Origin of the sequence: Streptomyces collinus Tu 365 (genome assembly GCF_000444875.1) — a bacterium.
Classification (GTDB): Bacteria; Actinomycetota; Actinomycetes; order Streptomycetales; family Streptomycetaceae; genus Streptomyces; species Streptomyces collinus_A.
The window spans coordinates 6,268,988-6,293,588 of sequence record NC_021985.1; the positions used below are offsets into that span (position 1 = coordinate 6,268,988).

The 24,601-nt window shown below is 72.6% G+C and carries 18 protein-coding genes; 14 read left to right on the forward strand and 4 right to left on the reverse strand.

Annotation, left to right across the window (positions count from 1 at the left end):
• The first annotated feature begins 146 nt into the window (after positions 1 to 146).
• The 3 genes from B446_RS27270 to B446_RS27280 all read left to right on the forward strand — a co-directional run bounded on the left by B446_RS27270 (position 147) and on the right by B446_RS27280 (position 5,309).
• Entirely contained in the window at positions 147 to 2,315 is a 2,169-nt protein-coding gene (locus B446_RS27270; RefSeq protein ID WP_020942649.1) for an IucA/IucC family protein, read from the forward strand.
• A gap of 83 nt (positions 2,316 to 2,398) precedes the next feature.
• Positions 2,399 to 3,214, forward strand: a complete 816-nt coding sequence (locus B446_RS27275; RefSeq protein ID WP_020942650.1) for a GNAT family N-acetyltransferase — start codon at positions 2,399 to 2,401, stop codon at positions 3,212 to 3,214.
• 79 nt (positions 3,215 to 3,293) lie between these two features.
• Positions 3,294 to 5,309, forward strand: a complete 2,016-nt coding sequence (locus B446_RS27280; RefSeq protein WP_020942651.1) for an ATP-dependent DNA helicase — start codon at positions 3,294 to 3,296, stop codon at positions 5,307 to 5,309.
• Positions 5,310 to 5,495: 186 nt separating this feature from the next.
• On the opposite strand, the gene lexA is transcribed toward B446_RS27280, so the two are convergent.
• On the reverse strand, positions 5,496 to 6,275 hold the full coding sequence (gene lexA, locus B446_RS27285) for a transcriptional repressor LexA (protein ID WP_030750750.1): 780 nt from the start codon (positions 6,273 to 6,275) through the stop codon (positions 5,496 to 5,498).
• Positions 6,276 to 6,893: 618 nt separating this feature from the next.
• Here lexA and nrdR point away from each other — a divergent pair.
• Positions 6,894 to 7,448, forward strand: coding sequence for a transcriptional regulator NrdR (nrdR, locus tag B446_RS27290; protein WP_020942652.1), 555 nt, complete (start codon positions 6,894 to 6,896; stop codon positions 7,446 to 7,448).
• 165 nt (positions 7,449 to 7,613) lie between these two features.
• Positions 7,614 to 10,514 carry a vitamin B12-dependent ribonucleotide reductase gene (locus tag B446_RS27295; protein ID WP_020942653.1) on the forward strand — a complete coding sequence of 967 codons (2,901 nt, stop codon included), beginning with the start codon at positions 7,614 to 7,616 and terminating at the stop codon, positions 10,512 to 10,514.
• A gap of 155 nt (positions 10,515 to 10,669) precedes the next feature.
• Here B446_RS27295 and B446_RS27300 read toward each other — a convergent pair whose 3' ends face one another.
• On the reverse strand, positions 10,670 to 11,197 hold the full coding sequence (locus B446_RS27300) for a TerD family protein (RefSeq protein WP_020942654.1): 528 nt from the start codon (positions 11,195 to 11,197) through the stop codon (positions 10,670 to 10,672).
• A gap of 151 nt (positions 11,198 to 11,348) precedes the next feature.
• On the opposite strand from B446_RS27300, the gene B446_RS27305 reads away from it, so the two are divergent.
• The 6 genes from B446_RS27305 to B446_RS27330 all read left to right on the forward strand — a co-directional run bounded on the left by B446_RS27305 (position 11,349) and on the right by B446_RS27330 (position 15,896).
• On the forward strand, positions 11,349 to 11,954 hold the full coding sequence (locus B446_RS27305; RefSeq protein ID WP_043476530.1) for a YdbC family protein: 606 nt from the start codon (positions 11,349 to 11,351) through the stop codon (positions 11,952 to 11,954).
• Positions 11,955 to 12,106: 152 nt separating this feature from the next.
• Positions 12,107 to 12,766: a histidine phosphatase family protein gene (locus B446_RS27310; RefSeq protein WP_020942656.1), complete on the forward strand. Its 660-nt coding sequence runs from the start codon at positions 12,107 to 12,109 to the stop codon at positions 12,764 to 12,766.
• Positions 12,767 to 12,778: 12 nt separating this feature from the next.
• A complete protein-coding gene (locus B446_RS27315; protein ID WP_020942657.1) occupies positions 12,779 to 13,684 on the forward strand; it encodes an ADP-ribosylglycohydrolase family protein in 906 nt (301 codons plus the stop codon).
• 483 nt (positions 13,685 to 14,167) lie between these two features.
• Positions 14,168 to 14,401, forward strand: coding sequence for a TetR-like C-terminal domain-containing protein (locus B446_RS37455; protein WP_020942658.1), 234 nt, complete (start codon positions 14,168 to 14,170; stop codon positions 14,399 to 14,401).
• A gap of 80 nt (positions 14,402 to 14,481) precedes the next feature.
• Complete coding sequence (locus B446_RS27325) at positions 14,482 to 15,183, forward strand: ribonuclease HII (protein WP_020942659.1); 702 nt, start codon at positions 14,482 to 14,484, stop codon at positions 15,181 to 15,183.
• A gap of 68 nt (positions 15,184 to 15,251) precedes the next feature.
• A complete protein-coding gene (locus tag B446_RS27330) occupies positions 15,252 to 15,896 on the forward strand; it encodes a hypothetical protein (protein WP_078614818.1) in 645 nt (214 codons plus the stop codon).
• Between the two features lie 333 nt (positions 15,897 to 16,229).
• On the opposite strand, the gene B446_RS27335 is transcribed toward B446_RS27330, so the two are convergent.
• A complete protein-coding gene (locus B446_RS27335) occupies positions 16,230 to 16,850 on the reverse strand; it encodes a hypothetical protein (RefSeq protein WP_020942661.1) in 621 nt (206 codons plus the stop codon).
• A gap of 282 nt (positions 16,851 to 17,132) precedes the next feature.
• The gene (locus tag B446_RS27340) at positions 17,133 to 19,298 is read right to left on the reverse strand and encodes a RecQ family ATP-dependent DNA helicase (RefSeq protein ID WP_020942662.1); all 2,166 of its coding nucleotides are present in this window, start codon (positions 19,296 to 19,298) and stop codon (positions 17,133 to 17,135) included.
• A 140-nt stretch (positions 19,299 to 19,438) separates the two neighbouring features.
• Between B446_RS27340 and B446_RS27345 the strand changes: the two genes are divergently transcribed.
• The 3 genes from B446_RS27345 (at position 19,439) to B446_RS27355 (ending at position 24,555) form a co-directional block, all read left to right on the forward strand.
• Complete coding sequence (locus B446_RS27345; protein ID WP_020942663.1) at positions 19,439 to 21,127, forward strand: DUF4192 domain-containing protein; 1,689 nt, start codon at positions 19,439 to 19,441, stop codon at positions 21,125 to 21,127.
• A gap of 578 nt (positions 21,128 to 21,705) precedes the next feature.
• Complete coding sequence (locus tag B446_RS27350; protein WP_020942664.1) at positions 21,706 to 23,655, forward strand: glycogen debranching N-terminal domain-containing protein; 1,950 nt, start codon at positions 21,706 to 21,708, stop codon at positions 23,653 to 23,655.
• 141 nt (positions 23,656 to 23,796) lie between these two features.
• Complete coding sequence (locus B446_RS27355; RefSeq protein WP_020942665.1) at positions 23,797 to 24,555, forward strand: NUDIX hydrolase; 759 nt, start codon at positions 23,797 to 23,799, stop codon at positions 24,553 to 24,555.
• The last annotated feature ends 46 nt before the right edge of the window (positions 24,556 to 24,601 follow it).

The window sequence follows — 24,601 nt, forward strand, 5'->3', positions numbered from 1 at the left end:
GCTCGGCCGACGGGACCCCGGTGCCTGAGCAGACAGCCGGTCGTACGCGCACCACCGGCACAACCTCGCGCCACCAACCCCACTTCGCACCACCCACGCCACCGGCACCACCCCGCACCACCACTGCCCAGCCCCGAGGAGCCGTCTTGAACGCCACCCCCACCCCCGACGGCCGCTCCGGAAGCCCCGAGGAACCAGGCGACTCCGGGCACCAGCCCGCATCCGTCCCGCTCGCCGAGGCGGTTCCCCAGCAGAAGCGCCGGACCCCTGGCCCCGCACAGCCCGGCCGGCCCGGCACCCCCGGCACCCCTGGCGTCGACCCGCTGGACGATCCCGACCCCCGCACCGCCGCCCAGGCGGCCGCCGTCGACAACCTCCTGCGCTGCTGGGTCCGCGAGACCAACCTCACCGCCCCCGCCGACGGCACCCTCGGCATCCCGCTGCCCGGCAGCGGTACCGCGCTGCTCGCACCGGTGCACCACTGGTCCCCGACCGGCTGGCACCGCTTCGGACCGCCCCGCCTCGCCGGAGCGCCCGAAGCCGCCCCACCCGTCGACGCCGTCACACTCGCGGCACTGCTCGCCAGGGAGACGCCGGGCACCACTGACTGCACTGACGGCACCGGGCAGGTCGCGGGCAGCCCCACACCCGTCCCCGCCCAGGGCGGACCGGCCCAGGGCGGACCGGCCCAGGGCGTCCCCGTCCAGGGCGGCGACGCCCACCCCACCTCGGCCACCGACGTCCGCGCCCACGACGGCTCCCCCGACGGCGTCCGTGCCGACGACGGCCCGGCCGCCGATGCCCCCGTCCACGACGGCGCGGACCTCGTCGCCAGGGTGGCCGACTCCCTGCGCCGCACCGCGACCTTCATCCGCGACCGCCGCGCGCACCCGGCCGACGGGCCCGACCTCTTCCTCGCCGCGGAACAGGCCCTCCTCCTCGGCCACCCCCTCCATCCGACGCCGAAGAGCAGGGAAGGTCTGACCGACGCCGAGACCCGGCTCTACTCACCCGAGCTGCGCGGCTCCTTCCCGCTGCACTGGATGGCGGTCGCCCCCTCCCTGCTCAGGACCGACTCGGCCTGGACCGAACGGGGCCGGCCGCTGCCCGCGGGTGAGCTGACCCGGCGCCTCGCCGGACCCGGGCCGTTCCTGCCCGACGGCCACGCCGTCCTCCCGCTGCACCCCTGGCAGGCGCGCGAGGTCCGGCACCGCCCCGCGGTCGCCGCCCTGCTCGACTCCGGCGCCCTCCGCGACCTCGGCCCCCTCGGCGCGCCCTGGTACCCCACCTCCTCCGTACGCACGGTCCACCGGACCGGCGCGCCCGCGATGCTCAAGCTGTCGCTGGGCCTGCGCATCACCAACTCCCGGCGCGAGAACCTGCGCAAGGAACTCCATCGCGGGGTCGAGGTGCACCGGCTGCTGCGCAGCGGCCTGGCGAAGCAGTGGCAGGCCGTGCACCCCGGCTTCGACATCGTCCGCGACCCGGCCTGGCTCGCCGTCGACGGCCCCGACGGCCGTCCCCTGCCCGGCCTCGACGTCGTGATCAGGCACAACCCGTTCACCCCGGCCGACGACGTCAGCTGCGTCGCCGGACTCGTCTCGCCCCGTCCCCTCGCGGAAACCGGCCCCGACGCCTCGCCGACGGCACCGACAGGGCTTACAGCGCCGGCGCCGCCGGGCGCCGTCCGCCGCCACGGGTCCCGGCTGGCGCAGCTCGTGGCCGGGCTCGCCACCCGCACCGGCCGGCCGGTGGGAGCCGTCGCCGCGGAGTGGTTCCTGCGCTACCTCGAACAGGTCGTACGGCCCGTGCTCTGGCTGGACAGCGAGGCCGGCATCGCCCTCGAAGCCCACCAGCAGAACACGCTGCTCCTGCTCGACCCGGAAGGCTGGCCCGCCGGCGGCCGCTACCGCGACAACCAGGGCTACTACTTCCGCGAGTCCCGGCGGGACGAACTCGACGCGCGGCTGCCCGGCATCGGCGAGCACAGCGACACGTTCGTCTCCGACGAGGTCACCGACGAACGCTTCGCCTACTACCTGGCCGTCAACAACGTGTTCGGCCTGATCGGCGCGTTCGGTTCCCAGGGCCTCGCCGACGAACGGCTGCTCCTCGCGGCCTTCCGCGGCTTCCTCACGGACATCGCCTCGGGAGCCGCCGCGCCGCGCAGCCCGCTGCCCGCGCTCCTGCTCGACTCGCCGGTCCTGCGGTGCAAGGCCAACCTGCTGACCCGACTGCACGGCCTGGACGAACTCGTCGGTCCCGTCGACACCCAGTCCGTCTACGTCACCATCGCCAACCCCCTGCAGTGCTGAGCACGAGCGCGCGGCAGCGCACCGCCCCGTCTTCCGCCGACGCCGAGGACCCCGACCCCCTTCGTTCCCGAGAGGAGCGCACCGTGCCTTCCACCGACGCGAGCGCCGGCACCGGCCCCTTCTCCGTCCCCCTCGACGAGGCGCGAGCCACCGGCGCGGCCGGCGACCGGGACACCGGCGGTCGTGGAGCCCCCGCGACCGCGGGGGACACCGCGTCGTTCGGCGACGGCGAGGACACGCTGGACCTGAGACTGCCGGCCGAGTTCGTCGCGCTCTTCGGCTCCGCTCCGGCCGGCGGGAGCGCGGACCGCTGTGCCGGCAGCCGGGACGACCTGCTCGACGACGTCGCCGCCTGGGGACCGACCGCGACCTCCGTGGGCGGATTCCAGCTGGTTCCGGTACGCCTCGACCACGACCTGCCGCTCGTCCACCGCTGGATGAACGACCCCGCCGTGGCCTCCTTCTGGGAGCTGGCCGGGCCCCAGGAGCGGACGGAGGGCCACCTGCGCGCCCAGCTCGACGGCGACGGGCGCAGCGTGCCCTGCCTGGGCGTGCTGGACGGCACCCCCATGAGCTACTGGGAGATCTACCGGGCGGACCTGGACCCGCTCGCCCGGCACTATCCGGCGCGGCCGCACGACACCGGGATCCACCTGCTCATCGGTGACGCCGCCGACCGGGCGCGGGGGCTCGGCTCCGCGCTGCTCGGAGCCGTGGCCGAGCTGATCCTCGACCGCCGCCCCACCTGCGCCCGGGTCCTCGCGGAGCCCGATCTGCGCAACGCTTCCTCCGTGGCCGCCTTCCTGAGCGCCGGATTCCGGATCGCGGCCGAGGTCGACCTGCCCGGCAAGCGGGCGGCCCTCATGACCCGCGACCGGGTGCGGCGCGGCCGGATGTAGCGCCCGCGCGCGGAGAGAAGGACGAGAGGAAGATCGTGATCGCCCGTTTGTCAGTCCCGGGCCGTAGGGTGGTCGGGCTATGACGAAGCCCTCACTCCCCGAACTCCTCCATGCCGCCGTCGCAGCCGTCGGCGGCACGGAGCGCCCCGGCCAGGTGACCATGGCCGAAGCGGTCGCCGAAGCGATCGACGACGGATCCCACCTGCTGGTCCAGGCCGGCACCGGCACCGGAAAGTCGCTCGGCTACCTCGTGCCCGCGCTCGCCCACGGGGAGCGGGTGATCGTCGCCACGGCCACGCTCGCACTGCAGCGGCAGCTGGTGGAGCGCGACCTGCCCCGCACCGTCGACGCCCTGCACCCGCTGCTGCGCCGGCGTCCGGATTTCGCCATGCTCAAAGGCAGGTCGAACTACCTGTGCCTGCACCGCCTGCACGAGGGCATGCCCCAGGACGAGGAGGACGGCCTCTTCGACCAGTTCGAGGCCGCCGCGCCCACCAGCAAGCTGGGCCAGGACCTGCTGCGCCTGCGGGACTGGGCCGACGAGACCGAGACCGGTGACCGCGACGGCCTCACACCGGGTGTCTCCGACCGGGCCTGGGCCCAGGTGTCGGTCTCCTCGCGGGAGTGCCTGGGCGCGTCGAAGTGCGCCTACGGTGCCGAGTGCTTCGCGGAGATGGCCCGCGAGCGCGCCAAGCTCGCCGAGGTCGTCGTCACGAACCACGCGCTCCTGGCCATCGACGCCATCGAGGGCGCTCCCGTGCTCCCGCAGCACGAGGTCCTGATCGTGGACGAGGCCCATGAGCTGGTCTCCCGGGTCACCGGCGTCGCCACCGGCGAGCTCACCCCCGGTCAGGTCAACCGCGCCGTCCGCCGAGCCGCCAAGCTCGTCAACGAGAAGGCCGCCGACCAGCTCCAGACCGCCGCCGAGGGCTTCGAGCGGGTGATGGAGCTGGCGCTGCCGGGCCGCCTGGAGGAGATCCCCGAGGACCTCGGCTACGCGCTGATGGCGCTGCGGGACGCCGCCCGAACGGTGATCACCGCGATCGGCTCCACCCGCGACAAGTCCGTCCAGGACGAGGACGCGGTGCGCAAGCAGGCGCTGGCCTCGGTGGAGACGGTGCACGACGTGGCCGAGCGGGTGGTGAACGGCTCCGAGTGGGACGTCGTCTGGTACGAGCGCCATGACCGTTTCGGTGCCTCCCTGTGTGTCGCCCCCATGTCGGTCTCCGGGCTGCTGAGGGAGAAGCTGTTCGCGGACCGCAGTGTGGTCCTCACCTCGGCGACGCTCAAGCTGGGCGGCGACTTCAACGGCGTCGGCGCCTCGCTGGGCCTGGGCCCGGAAGGCGCCGAGGGCGACGACCTGCCCCCGTGGAAGGGCGTGGACGTCGGCTCCCCCTTCGACTACCGCAAGCAGGGCATCCTGTACGTCGCCAAACACCTCGCGCGCCCCGCGAGGGACGGTGAGCGCACCGACATGCTCGACGAGCTGACCGAGCTGATCCAGTCCGCCGGCGGCCGCACCCTCGGACTGTTCTCCTCCATGCGGGCGGCCCAGCTCGCCGCCGAGGAGCTGCGCTCGCGGATCCCGGAGTTCCCGATCCTGCTCCAGGGCGAGGAGACCCTCGGTGAGCTGATCAAGAACTTCGCGGCCGACCCCAGGACCTGTCTGTTCGGCACGCTGTCGCTGTGGCAGGGCGTCGACGTCCCGGGGCCGAGCTGCCAGCTGGTCGTCATGGACAAGATCCCGTTTCCGCGCCCCGACGACCCGCTGATGAGCGCCCGCCAGAAGGCGGTGGAGGAGGCGGGAGGCAACGGCTTCATGGCGGTGGCCGCGACCCACGCGGCGCTGCTCATGGCCCAGGGTGCCGGCCGCCTGGTGCGCGCCTCCGGGGACCGCGGCGTGGTCGCGATCCTGGACCAGCGGCTGGCGACGGCTCGCTACGGCGGCTATCTCAAGGCTTCGCTGCCCGACTTCTGGTACACGACGGACCGCAACCAGGTGCGCAGGTCGCTCGCGGCGATCGACGCGGCGGCCAAGCAGACAGAGGGGGCCGAGCAGACGGAAGCGGCCAAGCAGACAGAAGGGGCCGAGTAGACGGAAGCCGGCTAGCCGGCCGGCCCGGCTGAGACGCTCCGCCTCAGCCGGCGGCCTGGTTCGGTAGCCGTGGCCCGGGACAGCGCGCGGCCGGAGGTGCGACGAACGCACAGGGCCCCGGAACCGGCGCAGGGGTTCCGGGGCCCGGTCAGGGGGAGGGGCCGCGGGGCCCGTCCGCCGCGGCTGTCAGACGCGCCGCAGCACGGCGACGACCTTGCCCAGGATGGTCGCGTCGTCACCGGGGATGGGCTCGTAGGCCGCGTTGTGGGGGAGCAGCCAGACGTGGCCGTCCTCGCGCTTGAAGCGCTTGACGGTGGCCTCACCGTCGAGCATGGCGGCGACGATGTCGCCGTTCTCGGCGACCGGCTGGCGGCGGACGGTGACCCAGTCGCCGTCGCAGATGGCGGCCTCGATCATGGAGTCACCGACGACCTTGAGGACGAACAGCTCGCCGTCGCCGACGAGCTGCCGGGGCAGCGGGAACACGTCCTCGACCGACTCCTCGGCGAGGATCGGGCCACCTGCGGCGATACGGCCGACCAACGGGACGTAGGACGCGGCGGGCTTGCCGGCGGTGTCCGTGGGCTGCACGGTCACGGCCTGGTCGGAACCGCGGACCTCGTACGCACGCGGGCGGTGCGGGTCACGGCGCAGGAAGCCCTTGCGCTCCAGGGCCATGAGCTGGTGCGCGACCGAAGAGGTGCTGGAGAGGCCGACGGCCTGGCCGATCTCGCGCATCGACGGCGGGTAGCCGCGCCGCTGCACGGAGTCCCTGATGACCTCGATCACCCGGCGCTGCCGGTCGGTGAGCCCCGAGCTGTCCGCCCGGATGCCTGGAGGTCGGCCCGGCAGGGAGCGCTTGTGCCCCTCGGGATTCGTGGCTTCGTTCATCGCATGTACCGGCTCGACTCGGCCCTGGGAGCGGTCCTGGGCAGTGATGGTGGCACTGTCTGCGGTGGTGGTCACGTCGGCCCCTCTCGATGGTCTCCCTGCTGCACAACGGTAGTTGCTTTCGAAAGGTTGCGCCAAACACACGTTCGAGTGAAAAAGTGCGATTCACCTGTCGTGATCATGTGTCCGGGTGTATGGCTCACGCGACCCCTGGCGGGCAAAAGCACCCATTGTTGTACTCTTCACCGCCGGGGTGGATCACCTCGTGGGTTGCTGCCCCAGTCTGCCATCCGGAATCCCGTGGACCGGGCTGCCGGACCCTTCTGGGCCGGAGTCCTACGCGTCCTCCGTCCGGCGCCCACGGTATCTCCGCACATGCCCGGGCGATACGGCCGTGCGCCCGCGTGTTGTCCGACGTGTGCGGGGACGGATGCGGGGCACGGGGTGCGCGGGGGCCCGATGCCGTTCCGCCGCCCGATTCCCCGTCGTCACGCGGCGACACGCGACTCTGCCTCGGTGTATGCAGTGATCCCCACATCTAGTGGTTGGATGGCTACACCGACCCACAAGTTGTGGTTTTCGGGGGGACCCGGGTCTTCTGGCCCGCCGCGATCGCCTATGCTTAGGGCTGCTTCGAGGGGCCCCTGTGGTCCGGCGAGGCTGTTGAGTCTGCTGTGAGGAGGGTTGGAGAACATGCACTGCCCCTTCTGCAGGCACCCCGACAGCCGTGTGGTCGACAGCCGTACGACCGACGACGGCACGTCGATCCGCAGGCGCCGCCAGTGCCCCGACTGCTCCCGTCGTTTCACGACCGTGGAGACGTGCTCGCTCATGGTGGTGAAGCGGTCCGGAGTGACCGAACCCTTCAGCCGTACCAAGGTCATCAACGGTGTGCGCAAGGCATGCCAGGGACGGCCTGTCACCGAGGACGCCCTCGCCCAGCTCGGCCAGCGGGTCGAGGAGGCGGTGCGGGCCACCGGAAGCGCCGAGCTGACCACCCATGACGTGGGTCTGGCCATACTCGGCCCGTTGCAGGAACTCGACCTCGTCGCCTTTCTGCGGTTCGCCTCGGTCTACCGTGCGTTCGACTCGCTCGAGGACTTCGAGGCCGCCATCGCGGAGCTGAGGGAAGGCGGGCGGTGCCCCGCCGCGAACGACGACGAGGACGCGGGAGCGGGGAGCCAGGAAGACGACCGCGGGCGCGGAGGGACCACTCAGGTTCCCGTGCCCGCCCACGCCGCCGACTGACCGGCGGGCCGGAAACCGGACGGAGACCCGGGTTCCGGCCGGGAGGCGGCGACCCAGGACCTGTTGCGGGCGGCAGCGTGAGGGAGCCCGCAGCACCAGACAGAACACCGTGTCACGGGAACATCGTGGCACTTCAGGGCGTTTTCGCCCGTACAGGGAGGCGGCATGACAGAGACGGCGAGCGGTCCGGCACGAGGTTCCCGAGCCAAGGGAGCCAAGACCACCAAGGGACTGCGCATCGAACGCATCCACACCACCCCCGGCGTGCACCCGTACGACGAGGTGGCGTGGGAGCGTCGTGACGTCGTCATGACCAACTGGCGCGACGGCTCGGTCAACTTCGAGCAGCGTGGCGTCGAGTTCCCCGACTTCTGGTCGGTGAACGCGGTCAACATCGTCACCAGCAAGTACTTCCGCGGTGCCGTCGGCACCCCGCAGCGTGAGGTCAGCCTCAAGCAGCTGATCGACCGCATCGTGAAGACGTACCGGAAGGCCGGCGAGGACCACAAGTACTTCGCGTCCCCCGCCGACGCCGAGATCTTCGAGCACGAGCTGGCGTACGCCCTCCTGCACCAGATCTTCAGCTTCAACAGCCCCGTCTGGTTCAACGTCGGCACCCCGCAGCCCCAGCAGGTCTCGGCGTGCTTCATCCTGTCCGTCGACGACTCCATGGAGTCGATCCTCGACTGGTACAAGGAAGAGGGGATGATCTTCAAGGGCGGCTCCGGCGCCGGCCTGAACCTCTCCCGCATCCGGTCCTCCAAGGAACTCCTGTCCTCCGGCGGCAACGCCTCCGGCCCGGTCTCCTTCATGCGCGGCGCCGACGCCTCCGCCGGCACCATCAAGTCCGGTGGCGCCACGCGTCGTGCCGCCAAGATGGTCGTGCTCGACGTCGACCACCCCGACATCGAGGACTTCATCCAGACGAAGGTCAGCGAGGAGGAGAAGATCCGCGTCCTGCGCGACGCGGGCTTCGACATGGACCTGGGCGGCGACGACATCACGTCCGTCCAGTACCAGAACGCCAACAACTCGGTCCGCGTGAACGACGAGTTCATGTCCGCGGTCGAGAAGGGCGGCAACTTCGGCCTGCGAGCCCGTATGACCGGTGAGGTCATCGAGGAGGTCGACGCCAAGGCGCTCTTCCGCAAGATCGCCGAGGCCGCCTGGGCCTGCGCCGACCCGGGCATCCAGTACGACGACACCATCAACAACTGGCACACCTGCCCCGAGTCCGGCCGCATCACCGCGTCGAACCCGTGCAGCGAGTACATGCACCTGGACAACACGTCCTGCAACCTGGCCTCGCTGAACCTGATGAAGTTCCTCAAGGACGACGGCAAGGGCACCCAGTCCTTCGAGACCGAGCGCTTCCAGAAGGTCGTCGAGCTGGTCATCACCGCGATGGACATCTCGATCTGCTTCGCGGACTTCCCGACCCAGAAGATCGGCGAGAACACCCGCGCGTTCCGCCAGCTGGGCATCGGCTATGCCAACCTCGGCGCGCTGCTGATGGCCACCGGCCACGCGTACGACTCGGACGGCGGCCGCGCCCTGGCCGGTGCCATCACCTCCCTGATGACGGGTACGGCCTACCGCCGCTCCGCCGAGCTGGCCGCGGTCGTCGGCCCCTACGACGGCTACGCCCGCAACGCTGACGCCCACAAGCGCGTCATGAAGCAGCACTCCGACGCCAACGGCACGGCCGTCCGCATGGACGACCTGGACACCCCGGTGTGGGCCGCGGCCACCGAGGCCTGGCAGGACGTCCTGCGCGTCGGGGAGCAGAACGGTTTCCGTAACTCCCAGGCGTCCGTGCTCGCCCCGACCGGCACCATCGGTCTGGCGATGTCCTGCGACACCACCGGTGTCGAGCCCGACCTCGCCCTGGTGAAGTTCAAGAAGCTCGTCGGCGGCGGCTCGATGCAGATCGTCAACGGCACCGTCCCGCAGGCCCTGCGCCGCCTGGGCTACCAGGAGGAGCAGATCGAGGCGGTCGTCGCCCACATCGCCGACCACGGCAATGTGATCGACGCCCCGGGCCTCAAGCCCGAGCACTACGAGGTGTTCGACTGCGCCATGGGCGAGCGTGCCATCTCCCCGATGGGCCACGTCCGCATGATGGCCGCGATCCAGCCCTGGATCTCCGGTGCCATCTCCAAGACGGTCAACATGCCGGAGACGGCGACCGTCGAGGAGGTCGAGGAGATCTACTACGAGGCCTGGAAGCTCGGCGTCAAGGCGCTCGCGATCTACCGCGACAACTGCAAGGTCGGCCAGCCGCTCTCCGCCAAGAAGAAGGAGGACGAGAAGGCCGAGATCACCGAGAAGACCGAGGACACGATCCGTGCCGCGGTCGAGAAGGTGGTCGAGTACCGCCCCGTCCGCAAGCGTCTCCCGAAGGGCCGCCCCGGCATCACCACGTCCTTCACCGTCGGTGGCGCCGAGGGCTACATGACCGCCAACTCCTACCCGGACGACGGTCTCGGCGAGGTCTTCCTGAAGATGTCCAAGCAGGGCTCGACCCTCGCGGGCATGATGGACGCCTTCTCCATCGCGGTCTCCGTCGGCCTCCAGTACGGCGTGCCCCTGGAGACGTACGTCTCGAAGTTCACCAACATGCGCTTCGAGCCGGCCGGCATGACGGACGACCCGGACGTGCGGATGGCGCAGTCGATCGTCGACTACATCTTCCGCCGCCTGGCGCTGGACTTCCTGCCCTTCGAGACCCGCTCCGCCCTCGGCATCCACTCCGCCGAGGAGCGCCAGCGCCACCTGGAGACGGGCTCCTACGAGCAGTCCATCGACGAGGACGAGGTCGACGTCGAGGGCCTGGCCCAGTCGGCGCCCCGCGCCCAGGAGCTGAAGGCGGTCGCCACGCCGAAGGCGGAGGCCGAGGTGGCCAAGGCCGCCCCGAAGCAGGCCCACACCAGCGCCGAGCTGGTGGAGATGCAGCTGGGCATCCAGGCCGACGCCCCGCTCTGCTTCTCCTGCGGCACGAAGATGCAGCGGGCCGGTTCCTGCTACATCTGCGAGGGCTGCGGCTCGACCAGCGGCTGCAGCTGATAACACGCGGTAACTGAGGTAAGGGGCGTCGGCACCAGCCGGCGCCCCTTACTCATGGGCAGGTCAGAGGGCCCAAGGGGCGCCCCGGCCGACCGCTCGTCTCGCGCCGGCGTGCGCCGCGACCTGCGGTCCTGACCCTGACGTACAGGCCTGGGTCAGTGCGCCCTGCCCATGACCCGGGCGAAGCCGGCCGGGTCCTCGTCGAAGCCGTGCACACCGGGCCGGAAGGCCCACCCGCCGGACTCGTCCCGCGCGAACTCCCCGATCGTGGCCGCGGTGGCGCCGCCGACCGAGCCGAACTCGTCCTCCGCGAGCACGGTGTACCCCTCACGTATGCGCATGGCCGGATTCAGCACCCCGTCGAAGGTCCGCTCCCCGGCCCGCTGCTGGATGACCACACCCACGACCACGCGCGCGTAGCGGTCGTCGAGCCGGTCGAGCTCGAGCTGCATGACCTCGTCCCAGCCGAATCCCCGGCCGTCCGTGCTGTCCCGGTCGAGGAAGATCGTGCCGTCCGGGGAGCGGCTGTCGAAGTGCACCAGATAGGCCGGTGACCCGTACGGGTCCGCCGACACGAAGGTCGCCGCGACGATGTCGAGATCGGTGGGCGGCTGACCCGCCGGACTCGGGTCCCACTTCAGGGCGACCTCGACCTTGCGGATTCCCTTGCTGAAGCCAGGCACCGGGCGTTCCCTTCCCCCCTGTGGGTCTGTCCCCCAACTCCCCTGGAGTCGGGGCTGCTTGCTCATCGTGCCACGTGCGCCGGGGCGCATGCGCGGGCGATCTCCGCCGGAGCGTGACCGACGCCACGCCCGGTGGCCGTACGATGGCGCGGTGCTGGTCAAGTGGATTCGCTGCACCGTGGTGGACCGCCGCGGCTTCGAGCGGGGGCAGCGGAAATGGGCGGGGCTTCCGGGGGAGCCGGGTTTTCGGGGGCAGGGTGGAGGCTGGAGCCGGCACCGGCCCGGAGTGGCGCACGTGTTCGCCTTCTGGGAGAGCCGCGCCTTCTACGACTCCTTCATGGCCCGTTCGCACGACCGTCTGGCGGCCGCCCAGTCCGGCACCTTCAAAGACGCCCAGGTCAAGCTGTTCGAGTACCGCTTCGACGTGAAGACCGGCTTCGAGCCGCGGTTCACCGACGCGGACCTGATCCGGGTGGCCCTGTGCCGGGTGCACGAGCAGCGTGTCGAGCACTTCACCCTGATGCAGGAGAAGGTCTGGAATCCCGCGATGGCGGGCTCGCCCGGCATGATCCGGGGCATGTTCGGCGAGGCACCCGCGCACGAGTTCATGGTGCTCTCCATGTGGCGGTCGGCCGCCGAGCACGGCAAGTACCGCACCGAGCGGGTGGAGCGTCTGGCCCTGCGCGCCCAGACGGAGGCGGACATCGCGGCCCTGACCGGTGACATCGTGGAGATGGAGCCCTCCTGGACGGTCTGAGGGGCTGGACGGTCCGCAGGCCCCGGGGCCGGGCGCCCCGGCCCGGTCCGCGCACGGCCCGGCGGCTCCATGTGCGGGGGATTCCGTGTGACCTACGCCGTATGAGCCCGCCGGAGTGCTCGATCGCCCTCCGGCCGAACTAGGGTTTTGGCATGGCACGACCACGGCGCATCGTCCTTGTCCGGCACGGCGAGTCAACGGGCAATGTTGATGACTCCGTCTACGAGCGGGAGCCCGACCACGCTCTCGCCCTGACCGAACGCGGCCGGCGGCAGGCCGAGGAGACCGGAAAGACGCTCCGGGAGGTGTTCGGCCGGGAGCGCGTGAGCGTGTACGTCTCCCCGTACCGCCGCACCCACGAGACCCTCCGCGCCTTCCACCTCGACCCCGACCTCATACGCGTACGCGAGGAACCCCGGCTGCGCGAGCAGGACTGGGGCAACTGGCAGGACCGCGACGACGTGCGCCTGCAGAAGGCGTACCGGGACGCCTACGGTCACTTCTTCTTCCGGTTCCCTCAGGGTGAGTCCGGCGCCGACGTCTACGACCGGGTCGGCGGCTTCCTGGAGAGTCTCTACCGCAGCTTCGAGGCCCCCGACCATCCGCCGAACGTGCTCCTGGTGACGCACGGACTCGCCATGCGGCTGTTCTGCATGCGCTGGTTCCACTGGACGGTCGCCGAATTCGAGTCGCTGTCGAACCCCGGGAACGCCGAGATGCGGATGCTCGTTCTCGGAGAGGACGGCCGCTACGCCCTCGACCGGCCCTTCGAGCGCTGGCGGGACCCGGTGCCGTACTGGGTCAACGGATAGAGTGGCAGTGCGATGACCGCTGACACCTCTTCTCTCGGGCGCCTGGAGCGCGCGCTGGCCAGCCTGCGCGGACTGGCGGTGGGGGACGCGCTGGGCTCGCAGTTCTTCGTCCCGGCGCACTACCCGCTGCTCAAGCGCCGCGAGCTCCCCGAGGGCTCCTGGCAGTGGACGGACGACACGGAGATGGCCTGTTCCGTCGTGGCCGTCCTGGCCGCCCACCAGCGCCTGGACCAGGACGCACTGGCCCGCTCCTTCGCCGACCACCACGACTTCGACCGGGGGTACGGCCCCGCGGTCAACCGGCTGCTCCGCCTCGTCCGGGAAGGCCAGGACTGGCGCGAGCTGGCCGCGGGCCTCTTCAACGGACAGGGCTCCTGGGGCAACGGCGCGGCGATGCGCATCGCCCCTCTGGGCGCCTGGTACGCGGACGATCCGGAGCAGGCGACCCACCAGGCGGAGATCTCCGCCTACCCCACGCACCAGCACCGCGAGGCCGTGGTCGGCGCGATGGCCGTGGCGGCCGCGGCCGCACTGGCCGCCGCACCGGACGGGCCGCCCAGCCCTGAGGCGCTGCTGGACGGCGTCATCGCCCTCGTGCCCAGGAGCGCGGTCGGCGCGGGCCTGCGCCGGGCCCGGGACATGCTCGACTACGGCGACGCCGGGACGGTCGCGGCCGTCCTGGGCTGCGGACGCCGCACGAGCGCTCACGACACCGTCCCCTTCGCCCTCTGGTCGGCCGCTCGTTCGCTCGCCGACTTCGAGAAGGCGTTCTGGACGACCGCCCAGGTGGGTGGGGACGTGGACACGAACTGCGCCATCGTCGGCGGTGTACTCGCGTCCGGCAAGGCGGGACCGCCCCCGGCGCCGTGGCTGGAGCGGACCGAGGCCCTGCCGGACTGGGTGCCGTCCGGCCCCTGAGCCACCCCCCTTCGCCCATCGGGCACTCTTCGTGTCCGCCGGGAACTCTCCGTGGTCGTCGCCCGTTGTCCCGGGGCTGCCGCGGGGCAGTGGTCCGGCCGGCCGCGGTGGGCCGCCGCCCCGGCCGGGTCGGACGATTCCCGGACCCGCCGTGCCCGCGAGGGCGCCGAGGCCGCTCATGCGGCCTGGATCACCAGCCGGCAGGTCACCAAAGCCGCCCCGCCCGCGAGTCGAGGACCTGGGATCAGATCACGCTTCCGTCGAGCACCACCATGAGTTGGCAGGCGGCGAGGACGGCCAGGGCGATGCCGGGATGCCCCTCCCGGCGGGCCGCGCCCGGTTCTGTTCTCCGGAGTAACTGAGAGGTTGTCACGATGGGTCCCCCAAAGAGGCGTTAGTGAACGACGCCATGTTCTCGCGACCCGGTCGCTGCGCGCCGTGATTCACGAGTGCGATCAGAAGTAGGCCGAACGCTCCCATGGTGTGATCTTCGACGGCGTGGTGGAGCCGACCATCCAGCAGTCGCGGGACGTGGTGACCCGTGGAAAAGAGCGGGGAGAAGTGCGTCCCGACGCGGCCGACGGATACGTCTTGGACGCCATCCCGGCGATGATGATGCACCGATCCAAGATGTGCAGAAGCGAATGGAGCGATCGGGATCTGGAGGAGATGGTCGACCACCTCATGATCCCGCTGCTACGTCCGCACGGCTCGTGACCCGCCCGCCGGCCCTCTTCGCCCCGGCCCGGGAACCGGGGTGTCGCTCGGTGATCCGGGCGGCGTACCCTAAGGGCGCCATGCCGTACGAACCACCCACCCACACTGTCGAGCGCTCCCTGCGCGCCACGACCGGAGCGAAGATCATCGCTGGTGTCGACGAGGTGGGGCGCGGCGCCTGGGCCGGGCCCGTCACCGTCTGCGCGGCGGTCACCGGACTCCGTCGGCCACCCGAGGGTCTGACCGACTCCAAGCTGCTGACCATCAAGCGCCGTACGGAACTGGCCGGGATACTCCGGACGTGGGTGACCTCCTACGCCCTGGGGCATGCTTCACCCGAGGAGATCGACGAACGGGGGATGACCGCCGCGCTGCGGCTCGCCGCCGTCCGGGCCCTGGACGCCCTGCCGGTGCGCCCCGACGCCGTGATCCTCGACGGGAAGCACGACTATCTCGGCGCCCCGTGGAAGGTCCGCACGGTGATCAAGGGAGATCGTTCCTGCGTCGCCGTCGCGGCGGCGTCGGTGATCGCCAAGGTTCAGCGCGACAAAATGATGGCCGAACTGGGTGTCGACCATGCAGACTTCGGGTTTGCGGACAACGCCGGGTATCCGTCTCCCGTGCACAAGGCCGCACTGGAGGAGCGGGGACCCACCCCGTACCACCGCCTGTCATGGGCGTATCTTGATGCGCTGCCCCAGTGGCGGCACCTCAAGAAGGTCCGCAGCTGGGCGGACGGAGGCGTTCCGGAGATCGAGGGTCAGCTCGGCTTCGACTTCTGACGGTTCCGCTCGCACTGATGTGCCACCCGGTCGTTCCCACCGCATCAACGTTTGATAAAAAACAGCTCATGCCTCTCATTCCCGAGGAGCCTCAGATTCACGAGAGTGCCCAGGGTCCCCGCGTCACTCCGGCCAGTGGCCGTACCGCGCCGACCCCTCGCCCCGTACCCGGCCCCCGTTCCGCGGCTCCGTCCCGCCCCGGTCGTCCCGGCCCTCCGCGGCCCACGCCGCCGGTGCAGCGCACGCAGCGTGACGTGGTTCCGGCCAAGCCAGGCCCGTCGGGCCCGGCCGTTCCCGCCGTCTCGGCGGCCACCCCGCAGATCCAGCTGATCCCCGCCTCGGCCGAGGGTGCCCTCGACGCCGCCGAGGAAGCGGTGGACCTGCTGCTCGACTCGGGCCGCACCCCCGGGGAGGTGCTGGTGATCACCACCGGCGCCCAGCACCCGTGGGCCGAGCACGAGCTCTCCTTCGGTGAGGCCGCCTACTGGGCGCAGCACGACTCCGGTGACGACGTCTTCTACACGGACGCCGCCATCGCCTCCCGTGCCGCGTCCCGCCCCGTGGTCGTCGTGGCCGTCAACGGAGGCCCCGCCGCCGCTGCCGCCACCGTCCTCCCGCTCGCCCATGCCAGGGCCGGTGCTCTGCTGATCGTCTGCGGTGACCCGCAGCAGATCAACTCGGTGCTGGGCGCGGCCGTGGGCGCGGGCGTCTGAGTCACGTCCCGCCTCCCGCGCCGGGACGGCGCGGGAGGGTGACGGGGGTATCCGCACGGTGCGGCCTTCGCCATGCCCGCACACGGGCGCGACCGAAGGTGCCCGGTCCTTCCAGGGGACGGCCGTCCGGCGTGCGGGTGTGCGCCGGTGCCACGGCGCGGACCGCTCACGGGGGAATCACCGGCCGCTCCTGAACCGCGTCCGAGCCGGGCGGCCTCCCCGCCCGAACACGGCGCGGTGGGTGCGCCGTCCCTGGGGACGGTCACAGGAACGCCCGGGACGCCTGGGGTACTTCCCCTGCCCTCCGGCTCGGCCGGCGGCCGACGAGGATCCTCAGCGAGCGGCTGCGCGCCGCAGGACCTCGGAGACCGGGCCCCCGGTGCGCGGCGCCAGCGGTGGCGCCTCCGAGAGGGCGAAGGGCTCCGGCTCCGAACGGGAGCTCGGCCGGCGGCCGCCGCGGTTCTCGCCGAGCACCTGCCAGCCGTCCCCGGTCAGCGTGATGTACGCCCCGCAGCGCAACCCGTGCAGGGTGCAGGCGTCGCGCAGCCCCCACATCCAGGCGCCGTCCTCCTCCGTCCAACGCGCTTCGCCCTCACGGCAGTAGAGCAGCACGGCGGTGCGCACCGGAGTGCGTCGGCGCAGGTCGTGCGGAATGACCCGGCGCAACTGGGCGAGCAGCGCGTTGCGGAACATCCAGCCGTCGGCCGGTGCCGGACGCCGTACGAACGAGGCGCTGGCGCACAGCCGTTCCTCCGGGTCCAGGACGGCCACGACCGCCATGGACGGCTTGGGGTGATGCCGGGCGTGGAGCCCGCTGACGACCTCACGGGGGTTGCGCAGCAGGGGGATTCCGGCGGCTGCCCACTCCGCGGGCTCGAGCAGGCGACTGGCGGAAGCGGCGGACGCGGACGTCGACAACGAGGCCGCCGAGGACGAGGCGAATCCGAAGGTCACGTTCCTCCCTTCGGCTACGCGCCCACACTGCGGGCGAGGTCTGATTCGGGGGAGCGCGCACCGCAACGGAGCCCAACCGGGACACGGAGGAGTCGTGCGGGGAGCGGACCTCAATTCTTCCTGTCGAACTGGGATGCGGCAACGAGCAATTGGGGCCACCGGCTGTTATCTGGCGGTGCGTGGCTTATATCCCTACCCGCAGGGGCCGCTGACGACGCCTGGGATGCCCGGTCCAGGCCCGTTCGCGTGCCGCGCAGGCACCCGGACGGCCGCGGCGGCCGGTCAGCCCTGGACGGCCAGCACCAGGGGCAACACCGCGTTCGCGCCGCCCCGTCTGAGCAGGCGCGAGGCGACGGCGAGGGTCCAGCCGGTCTCCGTGAAGTCGTCCACGAGGAGGACCGGGCCGCGGGCCTCGGCGAGCGCCTCGGCGAGGTCGGGCGGCACCGTCAGCGCCCCGTCGAGGGCCTTCAGCCGCTGCGCGCTGTTGCTGCGCGGCACCCGTGACGCGTCGCCGCTGTACGCGATGGAGCCGAGCAACGGCAGCCGGCCGATCTCGGCGATGCGGGCGCCGAGGGACTGGACCAGCGCCGGCCGGGTGCGCGAGGCGACGGTCACCACTCCCACGGGCCTGGGCTGCGCGTCGGGCGCACCCGGGGCCCAGCCGCCCGGGCCCCTGGCCCAGTCGGCGAGCACGTCCACCACGGCGCGCGCGACGTCGTCCGGGACCGGCCCGTCGACCGCCTGCGGCGCGAACAGGGGACGCAGCCGGTTGCCCCAGCCGATGTCCGAGAGGCGGCCCAGCGCCCGCCCGGACGAGGCCAGTTCACCGGCCGGGATCCGGCCCTTGAGGTCGATGCCGATGGCGGGAAGTCCGGTCGGCCACATACGACGGGGCTCCACCTCGACCCCGGCGCGACCGAGGTCGACCCGGGCGGCGTCCAGTGCCGCCGTGGTCGTGTCGGCGGTGAAGCGCTGCCCCGCGCAGTTGTCGCAACGACCGCAGGGCTTGGCGCCCTCGTCGTCCAACTGGCGCTGGAGGAACTCCATCCGGCAGTCCGTGGTGGACGCGTACTCGCGCATCGCCTGCTGCTCCGCCTTGCGCTGGCGGGCCACCCACGCGTACCGCTCGGCGTCGTACGACCACGGCTGCCCGGTGGCGGTCCAGCCGCCCTTGACGCGCTTGACCGCCCCGTCCACGTCCAGGACCTTCAGCATCGTCTCCAGCCGGGAGCGGCGCAGCTCCACGAGCGGCTCCAGGGCGGGAAGCGACAGCGGGCGGTCGGCCCGGGCGAGGACGTCCAGGGTGCGGCGCACCAGGTCCTCCGCGGGGAAGGCGAGGGAGGCGAAGTACTCCCAGATCGCCTCGTCCTCCCTGCCCGGCAGCAGCAGTACCTCGGCGTGCTCGACGCCGCGTCCCGCGCGGCCGACCTGCTGGTAGTAGGCGATGGGCGAGGACGGCGAGCCGAGATGCACGACGAAGCCCAGGTCCGGCTTGTCGAAGCCCATCCCGAGCGCCGAGGTGGCGATCAGGGCCTTGACCCGGTTGGCCAGCAGATCGTCCTCGGCCTGCTGCCGGTCGGCGTTCTCCGTCTTGCCCGTGTACGAGGCGACGGTGTGTCCGCGCTGCCGGAGGAAGGCGGTGACCTCCTCGGCCGCGGCGACGGTGAGGGTGTAGACGATGCCGGAGCCCGGCAGGTCGTCGAGGTGGTCGGCGAGCCAGGCCATCCGGTGCGCGGCGTCGGGCAGCCGCAGCACGTTGAGGCTCAGGCTCTCCCGGTCCAGGGGTCCGCGCAGCACCAGCGCGTCCGAGGCGCCGCCCGTGCCGAGCTGCTCGGCGACGTCCGCGGTGACGCGCGCGTTGGCCGTGGCAGTGGTCGCCAGTACCGGCACCCCCGGCGGGAGGTCGCCGAGCATGGTGCGCAGCCGGCGGTAGTCCGGGCGGAAGTCGTGGCCCCAGTCGGAGATGCAGTGGGCCTCGTCCACGACGAGCAGCCCGGTCGCCGCCGAGAGCTTGGGCAGCACCTGGTCGCGGAAGTCGGGGTTGTTCAGGCGTTCCGGGCTGACGAGCAGTACGTCTACCTCTCCGGCCGCGATCTCGTCCTGGACCGTGTCCCACTCCTCGGTGTTGGCGGAGTTGATGGTCCGGGCGTGGATCCCGGCGCGGGCCGCCGCCTCCACCTGGTTGCGCATGAGGGCGAGGAGCGGAGAGACGATCACCGTGGGCCCGCTGCCTCTCGCCCGCAGCAGCGAGGTCGCCACGAAGTACACGGCGGACTTGCCCCAGCCGGTGCGCTGCACGACCAGGGCCCGGCGCCGGTCGGCGACCAGTGCCTCGATGGCCCGCCACTGGTCCTCGCGCAGCCGGGCGGCGCCCGTGTCGTCCCCGACGAGCCGGGCGAGGACGGCGTCGGCCTGCGTCCGGAGGTCCGCGTTGTTCGTGTGCTCCATGCGTCCCATACAACAGGACGGGACTGACAACCGGGCGGTGAGAGGGGTGCGGGACGGGGTGACATCGGCTTTGTCGTGTCCCTGGTCCGAGTTGTCCACAGGTTCAAGCGGAATGTCGGAATCCGCGAGATCGTCTGCGCATGACGAATCACGGCGAAACCACCGGACCCTTCGAAAACGGCGACATCCTGGGACGAGAGCCGCTGAACGAGCGGTCCGCGCACGACCCCCAGGTCACCCTGCGCACCCCGGCCGAGCTGGCCGACGCCCTTCCCTACCTGCTCGGGTACCGGCCGGAGGACAGCATCGTGCTGGTCGCCCTGCACGACCGGGAGGGCCGCGGCCGGTTCGGCGGACGGGCCAGGCTCGGCATCCCCGCGGCCACCGAGGACTGGGATGCGGCCGTACGGCAACTGGCTCAGGGGCTGGTGACCGGCAGCGAGCGGCGCGGCGCGAAGCCGGAGCAGATGGTCGCCTACGTCTGCCAGGAACCGGGCGCCGGCGAGACGGGCCGGGACGTGATGATCAGGCTCAGGCCGCTCATCGCTCTGCTGCGCACGCAGTGCGGCACCCTCGACGCGCCGGTGATCGAGGCCCTGTGCATCTCGGACGGCCGCTTCTGGTCCTACTGCTGCCCGACCGAGCGCTGCTGCCCCGACGACGGGACGCCGATGGGCCTGCCGGGCACCTCGGTGCTGGCCGCCGCGGCAACCTACGCGGGGATCCAGGTGCGCGGCACGCTCCGCGAGCTACGGGCCAGGCTGCTGCCCTGGGAGACGGGCGCGGCCCTGCAACAGGAGATCGCCCTGGACGCGGCCGGCATGGACCTGGTGCCCCGCATCCTCGACGACGCCACCCGGCCCGGCGTGGCCGAGGAGACCCTCGAACTGGCCGATCGGATCATCCGCAGGTTCACCGCGGCACCACCGGTCCCCGGCGCGCACCGGGCCGACATCCGCGACGACGAACTGCTCGGCCACGACGAGGCGGCGACCCTCATCCTCGGGCTCCAGGACCGCACGACCCGCGACCGGGCGGCCGCCTGGATGGAGGGAGACGAGGCCGGCCCGGCCCTGCGGCTCTGGCGCGCCCTGGCCCGCCGCTGCGTCGGGCCCTACGGCGAGCACGCCGCCGCCCCGCTGACCCTGGCGGGCTGGGTCGCCTGGTCCGGCGGGGACGAACTGGAGGCCCGGGAAGCGCTCGCGATGGCACTGGGCGCGGACCCCGACTACCTCTTCGCCCGCCTCCTGCACCAGGCATGCAACGACGGCCTCGACCCCGAGTCCATCCGCCGGTGCCTGCGCGCGGAACGCGCGGAGCGGACAGCGGGCAAGGGGTGCGCGCCGACGGCGGAACCCGCACAACCGGACGGGTCGGAGCAGGTGCGGACGGCAGGCACGGAGCCGGGGCAGCCGGACGGGTCGCAGCAGGTGCGGTCCCACGGGACGGACCCGGGGCAGTCGGCAGGGACGGAGCGGACAGTACCGGCACCGGAAGACACCCGGTGGCCGCCCCCGGCCGAGAGCGTGCCGGACTCGGGATCACCCGCCACGGCGGAGGCTCGCCCATCGGAGCGGACCTCAGGGACCGGTGGCCCCCGGCGCCGTCGCCGCACGCGGACCGCCGAGGGCGGCGACGGCGCCTCCCGCCCGCCGCGTGGCGAGGCCGACCGGCGCCGGCCGGCCGGCTCCCGTACCCGGACGCCGGCCACCGGACCCACCCGCCGCGGAGGTGAACGGTCCGGCGGTACGCGCACGCGCGCCGAAGGCGCCCCGGCCCATGACGCCGCGGCGACCGGCGGCCGCCGCGAGGCCGAGGGGGACGGGTGAGGACCGGCCGCGGGCCCGGCGCCGCGCTCATCCGCCGGCGCGTCCGCCCGCTCCGGCGCGTGGTGCCACCCGACCCGAGGGGCCCAGCGCGCCGGGAAGACCCGCCCGTCGCGATCCGGCCTCCGACACGCCGTCGTCCGGCCGGCTTCACCGGTCCGGGGCGTGACCAGGACGAGCGCGCCGCCGTTCACCTGAGTGGCGGAACGCCTGGACGGGGCGTGCCGCCGCACGACCCCCGCACCTCCGGGGGCGTCGGCCCGCGCCCGGCACGACCGAGGCGCACCGAGAGCAGAAAAGGCCACCCCATGCATCAGCAACCGACTCGGCCTTCCCCCGCAGACGACAGCCGACCACCGTGGGCCGGACACGAGCCCTTTCCCCAGGCCCGCGTCGGCAGCTCTGTTCCCGCCGCACTGGCAGCCCGCAAGCCCCTGACGCCTCCGCGTGCGCCGACCGACGTCCCGTCCGCCGAGGACGCCCTCCGGATCGCGGACCGGTCCGCCCGTCGAGCGGGCCACCCCACCACCACGCCCCCTACCGGCACCACACCGCGCCGCCGGCACCCGACGGCCCAGCTCGTGTCCGACCTTCCGCCCACGCACACCACCCTGATCTGCGTCGCCCTGCCGGGCCTCGCCATCTCGGGCGAACACGGGCAGCTGACGGGCCGGGGACTCGAAGGGTTCTACCGGGGCGGCCGACGCCTGCTCGCGCGATGCCAGGTCCGCGTCGCCGGACGCGAACCACTCCTGGTCCAGGCGCGGATGACCGCTTCCGACCGCGCCCGCCTCGTCGGCACCCTGCGGGTCACCCCGGACTCGGGTCCCGACCCCGACGTCATCGTCGAGCGGATCCGCGGCGCCGACGGAACCGAGCGCATCACGCTGCACAACGCCACCCTGCGCCCCCTGCGCCTCCCCGTCGAGGTCGCCCTCGGCACCGACCTGGCGGACATCGGGGCCATCGCCTCGGGCAGATCCGGTCCCGAACTGCCCGCCACCGTTCACGACTCGGGCCTGCGCTGGACGTCGGCCGACGGCGGAGCCTGCGTCACCGCCCACCCGTCGCCCGCCGACGCCCTCGCCTCCGCCGGCCTGCTGCGCTGGGAACTGGACCTGCCGCCCGGCGCGACGACGGCCGTGGAACTCCGCGTGCGCCCGGACGGCACCGGACCGCTTCGCACCGTGGGCCGGACCGCGACGAGTCCCCTCGCACCTGCCCGGGCGAGCGGCGACGACCCGCGGCTGGCCGCCCTGCTCCGGACGGCCGTCGACGACCTGCACGCCCTGCTGCTGCGCGACCCGGGACACCCCTGCGACACCTACCTGGCGGCGGGCGCCCCCTGGCGCTGCGGCATGGCACCGGCCGAAGCGCTCGCCGCCGCCCGTATGACGCTTCCCCTCGGTACCCGGCTCGCAGCGGGCACGCTGCGCGCCCTCGCCCGCACCCAGCTCACCGGTCCGGGCACGCGGCAGGGGCTGATTCCCGGACCGCGGCGGGACGCGGGCGCCTTCCTCCCGCCGGCCTGCACGGGCACGGAGGCCACACTCCTGTTCCCCGTCCTGCTCGCCGAGGCCCGCCGCTGGGGACTCGCCGAGCGGGAGACCTCGGAGCTGCTGCCCGCGGCGGAGCGCTGCCTGGCATGGCTGCGGACCACCGTGGGCGACGGCACCTACCTGCCCGACCCGCCGCAGGGCGGACCGATCCGCTGCGAGACCCAGGCCCACGCCCACCGCGCGGCCGTGCTGGGCGCCGACCTGCTCGACGCCCACGGCAGACCGGGCGGCACGGAACTGCGGCAGTGGGCCGAGACCGCGCGGAGGGCGTTCCGCACGGACTTCTGGATCGAGGACCGCAGCGGCGGACGCCCGACCACGGCCCTCGCGCCGGGAGGCCGCCCCCTTCCGCACCTCGGCTCCACCACCGTGCACCTCCTCGACACCGGCCTCCTGGGTGGCGGCCGGTACGCCCCCGGACTGCTCGACCACGCCCAGACCCAACAGCTCGCCCGGCTCCTCGGCAGCCCGGCGATGGACGCGGGCTGGGGATTGCGAGGTCTGGGCGCCAAGGAGGCGGGACACAACCCGTTCGGCCACCGGACCGGAGCCGTGCGGGTCCACGAGACCGCGCTCGCGGTCGCCGGACTGGCCGCCGCCGGGTACGAGAAGGAGGCGGCGAACCTGCTCAGTGGCCTGGTGGACGCCGCCGAGCACTTCGGCCACCGGCTGCCGGAGATGTTCGCGGGGGAGCAGCGCTCCGCCGGTAGCGCTCCGCTGCCGCACCCGGCGGCCTGCCGACCTGCCGCCACCGCCGCCGCGTCGGCGATCCTCCTCCTCACCACGCTGGCGGGCATCCGGCCCGACGCACCCGCCCGCACCGTCACACTCCGCCCGGTGCGCAGTGCTCCCCTCGGCGAGATCGGCCTGACCGGGCTGCGGGTGGCGGAGGCGCCCTTCGCCGTGCGGGTCAGCAGACTCGGACTCGCGATGGTCGAGGAGGCGGCGGACGACCTGCAACTGGGAGTGTGACCTGGCACGACGCCCACCGACGCGCCACCGACGGGAAGGACGGGTGAGCACCGCGCGCCCATACCGGAACGAAGCGGATCCGCTGCCTGCGCGGCCCGCGAAGGGAGTGTTTATCGTCAGGCAGACGACTATGATCGCGGCATGCCCTACGACCCGTCAGCCTTTCCGCCCTTCGCCGTCACCGTGGACCTGGTCGTGCTGACCGTGCGCCGCCATTCCCTGTGCGCGTTGGCGGTACGCAGGGGCGAGCCGCCGTTCCAGGGACGCTGGGCGCTGCCCGGCGGCTTCGTGCGGGACGACGAGGACCTTTCCCAGGCGGCGGCGCGTGAGCTGGCCGAGGAGACGGGACTGCGCGCGCACGACCCGTCGGCTCCGGCCCAGGACAACGGCGCGCACCTGGAACAGCTCGCCACCTACGGCGATCCCAAGCGCGACCCCCGCATGCGGGTCGTCAGCGTCGCGCACCTGGCCCTCGCCCCGGACCTGCCGGCGCCCCGGGCGGGCGGCGACGCGAGCAACGCGCGCTGGGCGCCGGTCGAGGAACTCCTCCAGCAGGGCGGCTACGGCCGGGACGGTGAGACCATGGCCCCGCTCGCCTTCGACCACGCCCAGATCCTCGCCGACGGCGTCGAGCGGGCCCGCTCGAAGATCGAGTACTCGTCGCTGGCCACGGCGTTCTGCCCGCCCGAGTTCACCGTCGGGGAGCTGCGCAGGGTGTACGAGGCGGTGTGGGCCGTGGCCCTCGATCCGCGCAACTTCCACCGCAAGGTCACGGGAACGCCGGGATTCCTGGTCCCCACGGGCGGCACGACCACCCGGCAGGGCGGCCGCCCGGCCCAGCTCTTCCGGGCCGGGGGAGCCACCCTGCTCAACCCTCCGATGCTCCGTCCCGAGGTCTGACACCGGCGTCGCACGGCAGGCCGGAACGGGCGTGTGCGCGATCGCA

What these genes read in the sequence shown, in the direction of transcription:
- B446_RS27280 (WP_020942651.1), top strand. Translation starts at nt 3,294, where the DNA reads ATGACGAAGCCCTCACTCCCCGAACTCCTCCATGCCGCCGTCGCAGCC.
- nrdR (WP_020942652.1), top strand. Translation starts at nt 6,894, where the DNA reads ATGCACTGCCCCTTCTGCAGGCACCCCGACAGCCGTGTGGTCGACAGC.
- B446_RS27295 (WP_020942653.1), top strand. Translation starts at nt 7,614, where the DNA reads ATGACAGAGACGGCGAGCGGTCCGGCACGAGGTTCCCGAGCCAAGGGA.
- B446_RS27310 (WP_020942656.1), top strand. Translation starts at nt 12,107, where the DNA reads ATGGCACGACCACGGCGCATCGTCCTTGTCCGGCACGGCGAGTCAACG.
- B446_RS27315 (WP_020942657.1), top strand. Translation starts at nt 12,779, where the DNA reads ATGACCGCTGACACCTCTTCTCTCGGGCGCCTGGAGCGCGCGCTGGCC.
- B446_RS27325 (WP_020942659.1), top strand. Translation starts at nt 14,482, where the DNA reads ATGCCGTACGAACCACCCACCCACACTGTCGAGCGCTCCCTGCGCGCC.
- B446_RS27330 (WP_078614818.1), top strand. Translation starts at nt 15,252, where the DNA reads ATGCCTCTCATTCCCGAGGAGCCTCAGATTCACGAGAGTGCCCAGGGT.
- B446_RS27340 (WP_020942662.1), bottom strand. Translation starts at nt 19,298, where the DNA reads ATGGAGCACACGAACAACGCGGACCTCCGGACGCAGGCCGACGCCGTC.
- B446_RS27345 (WP_020942663.1), top strand. Translation starts at nt 19,439, where the DNA reads ATGACGAATCACGGCGAAACCACCGGACCCTTCGAAAACGGCGACATC.
- B446_RS27355 (WP_020942665.1), top strand. Translation starts at nt 23,797, where the DNA reads ATGCCCTACGACCCGTCAGCCTTTCCGCCCTTCGCCGTCACCGTGGAC.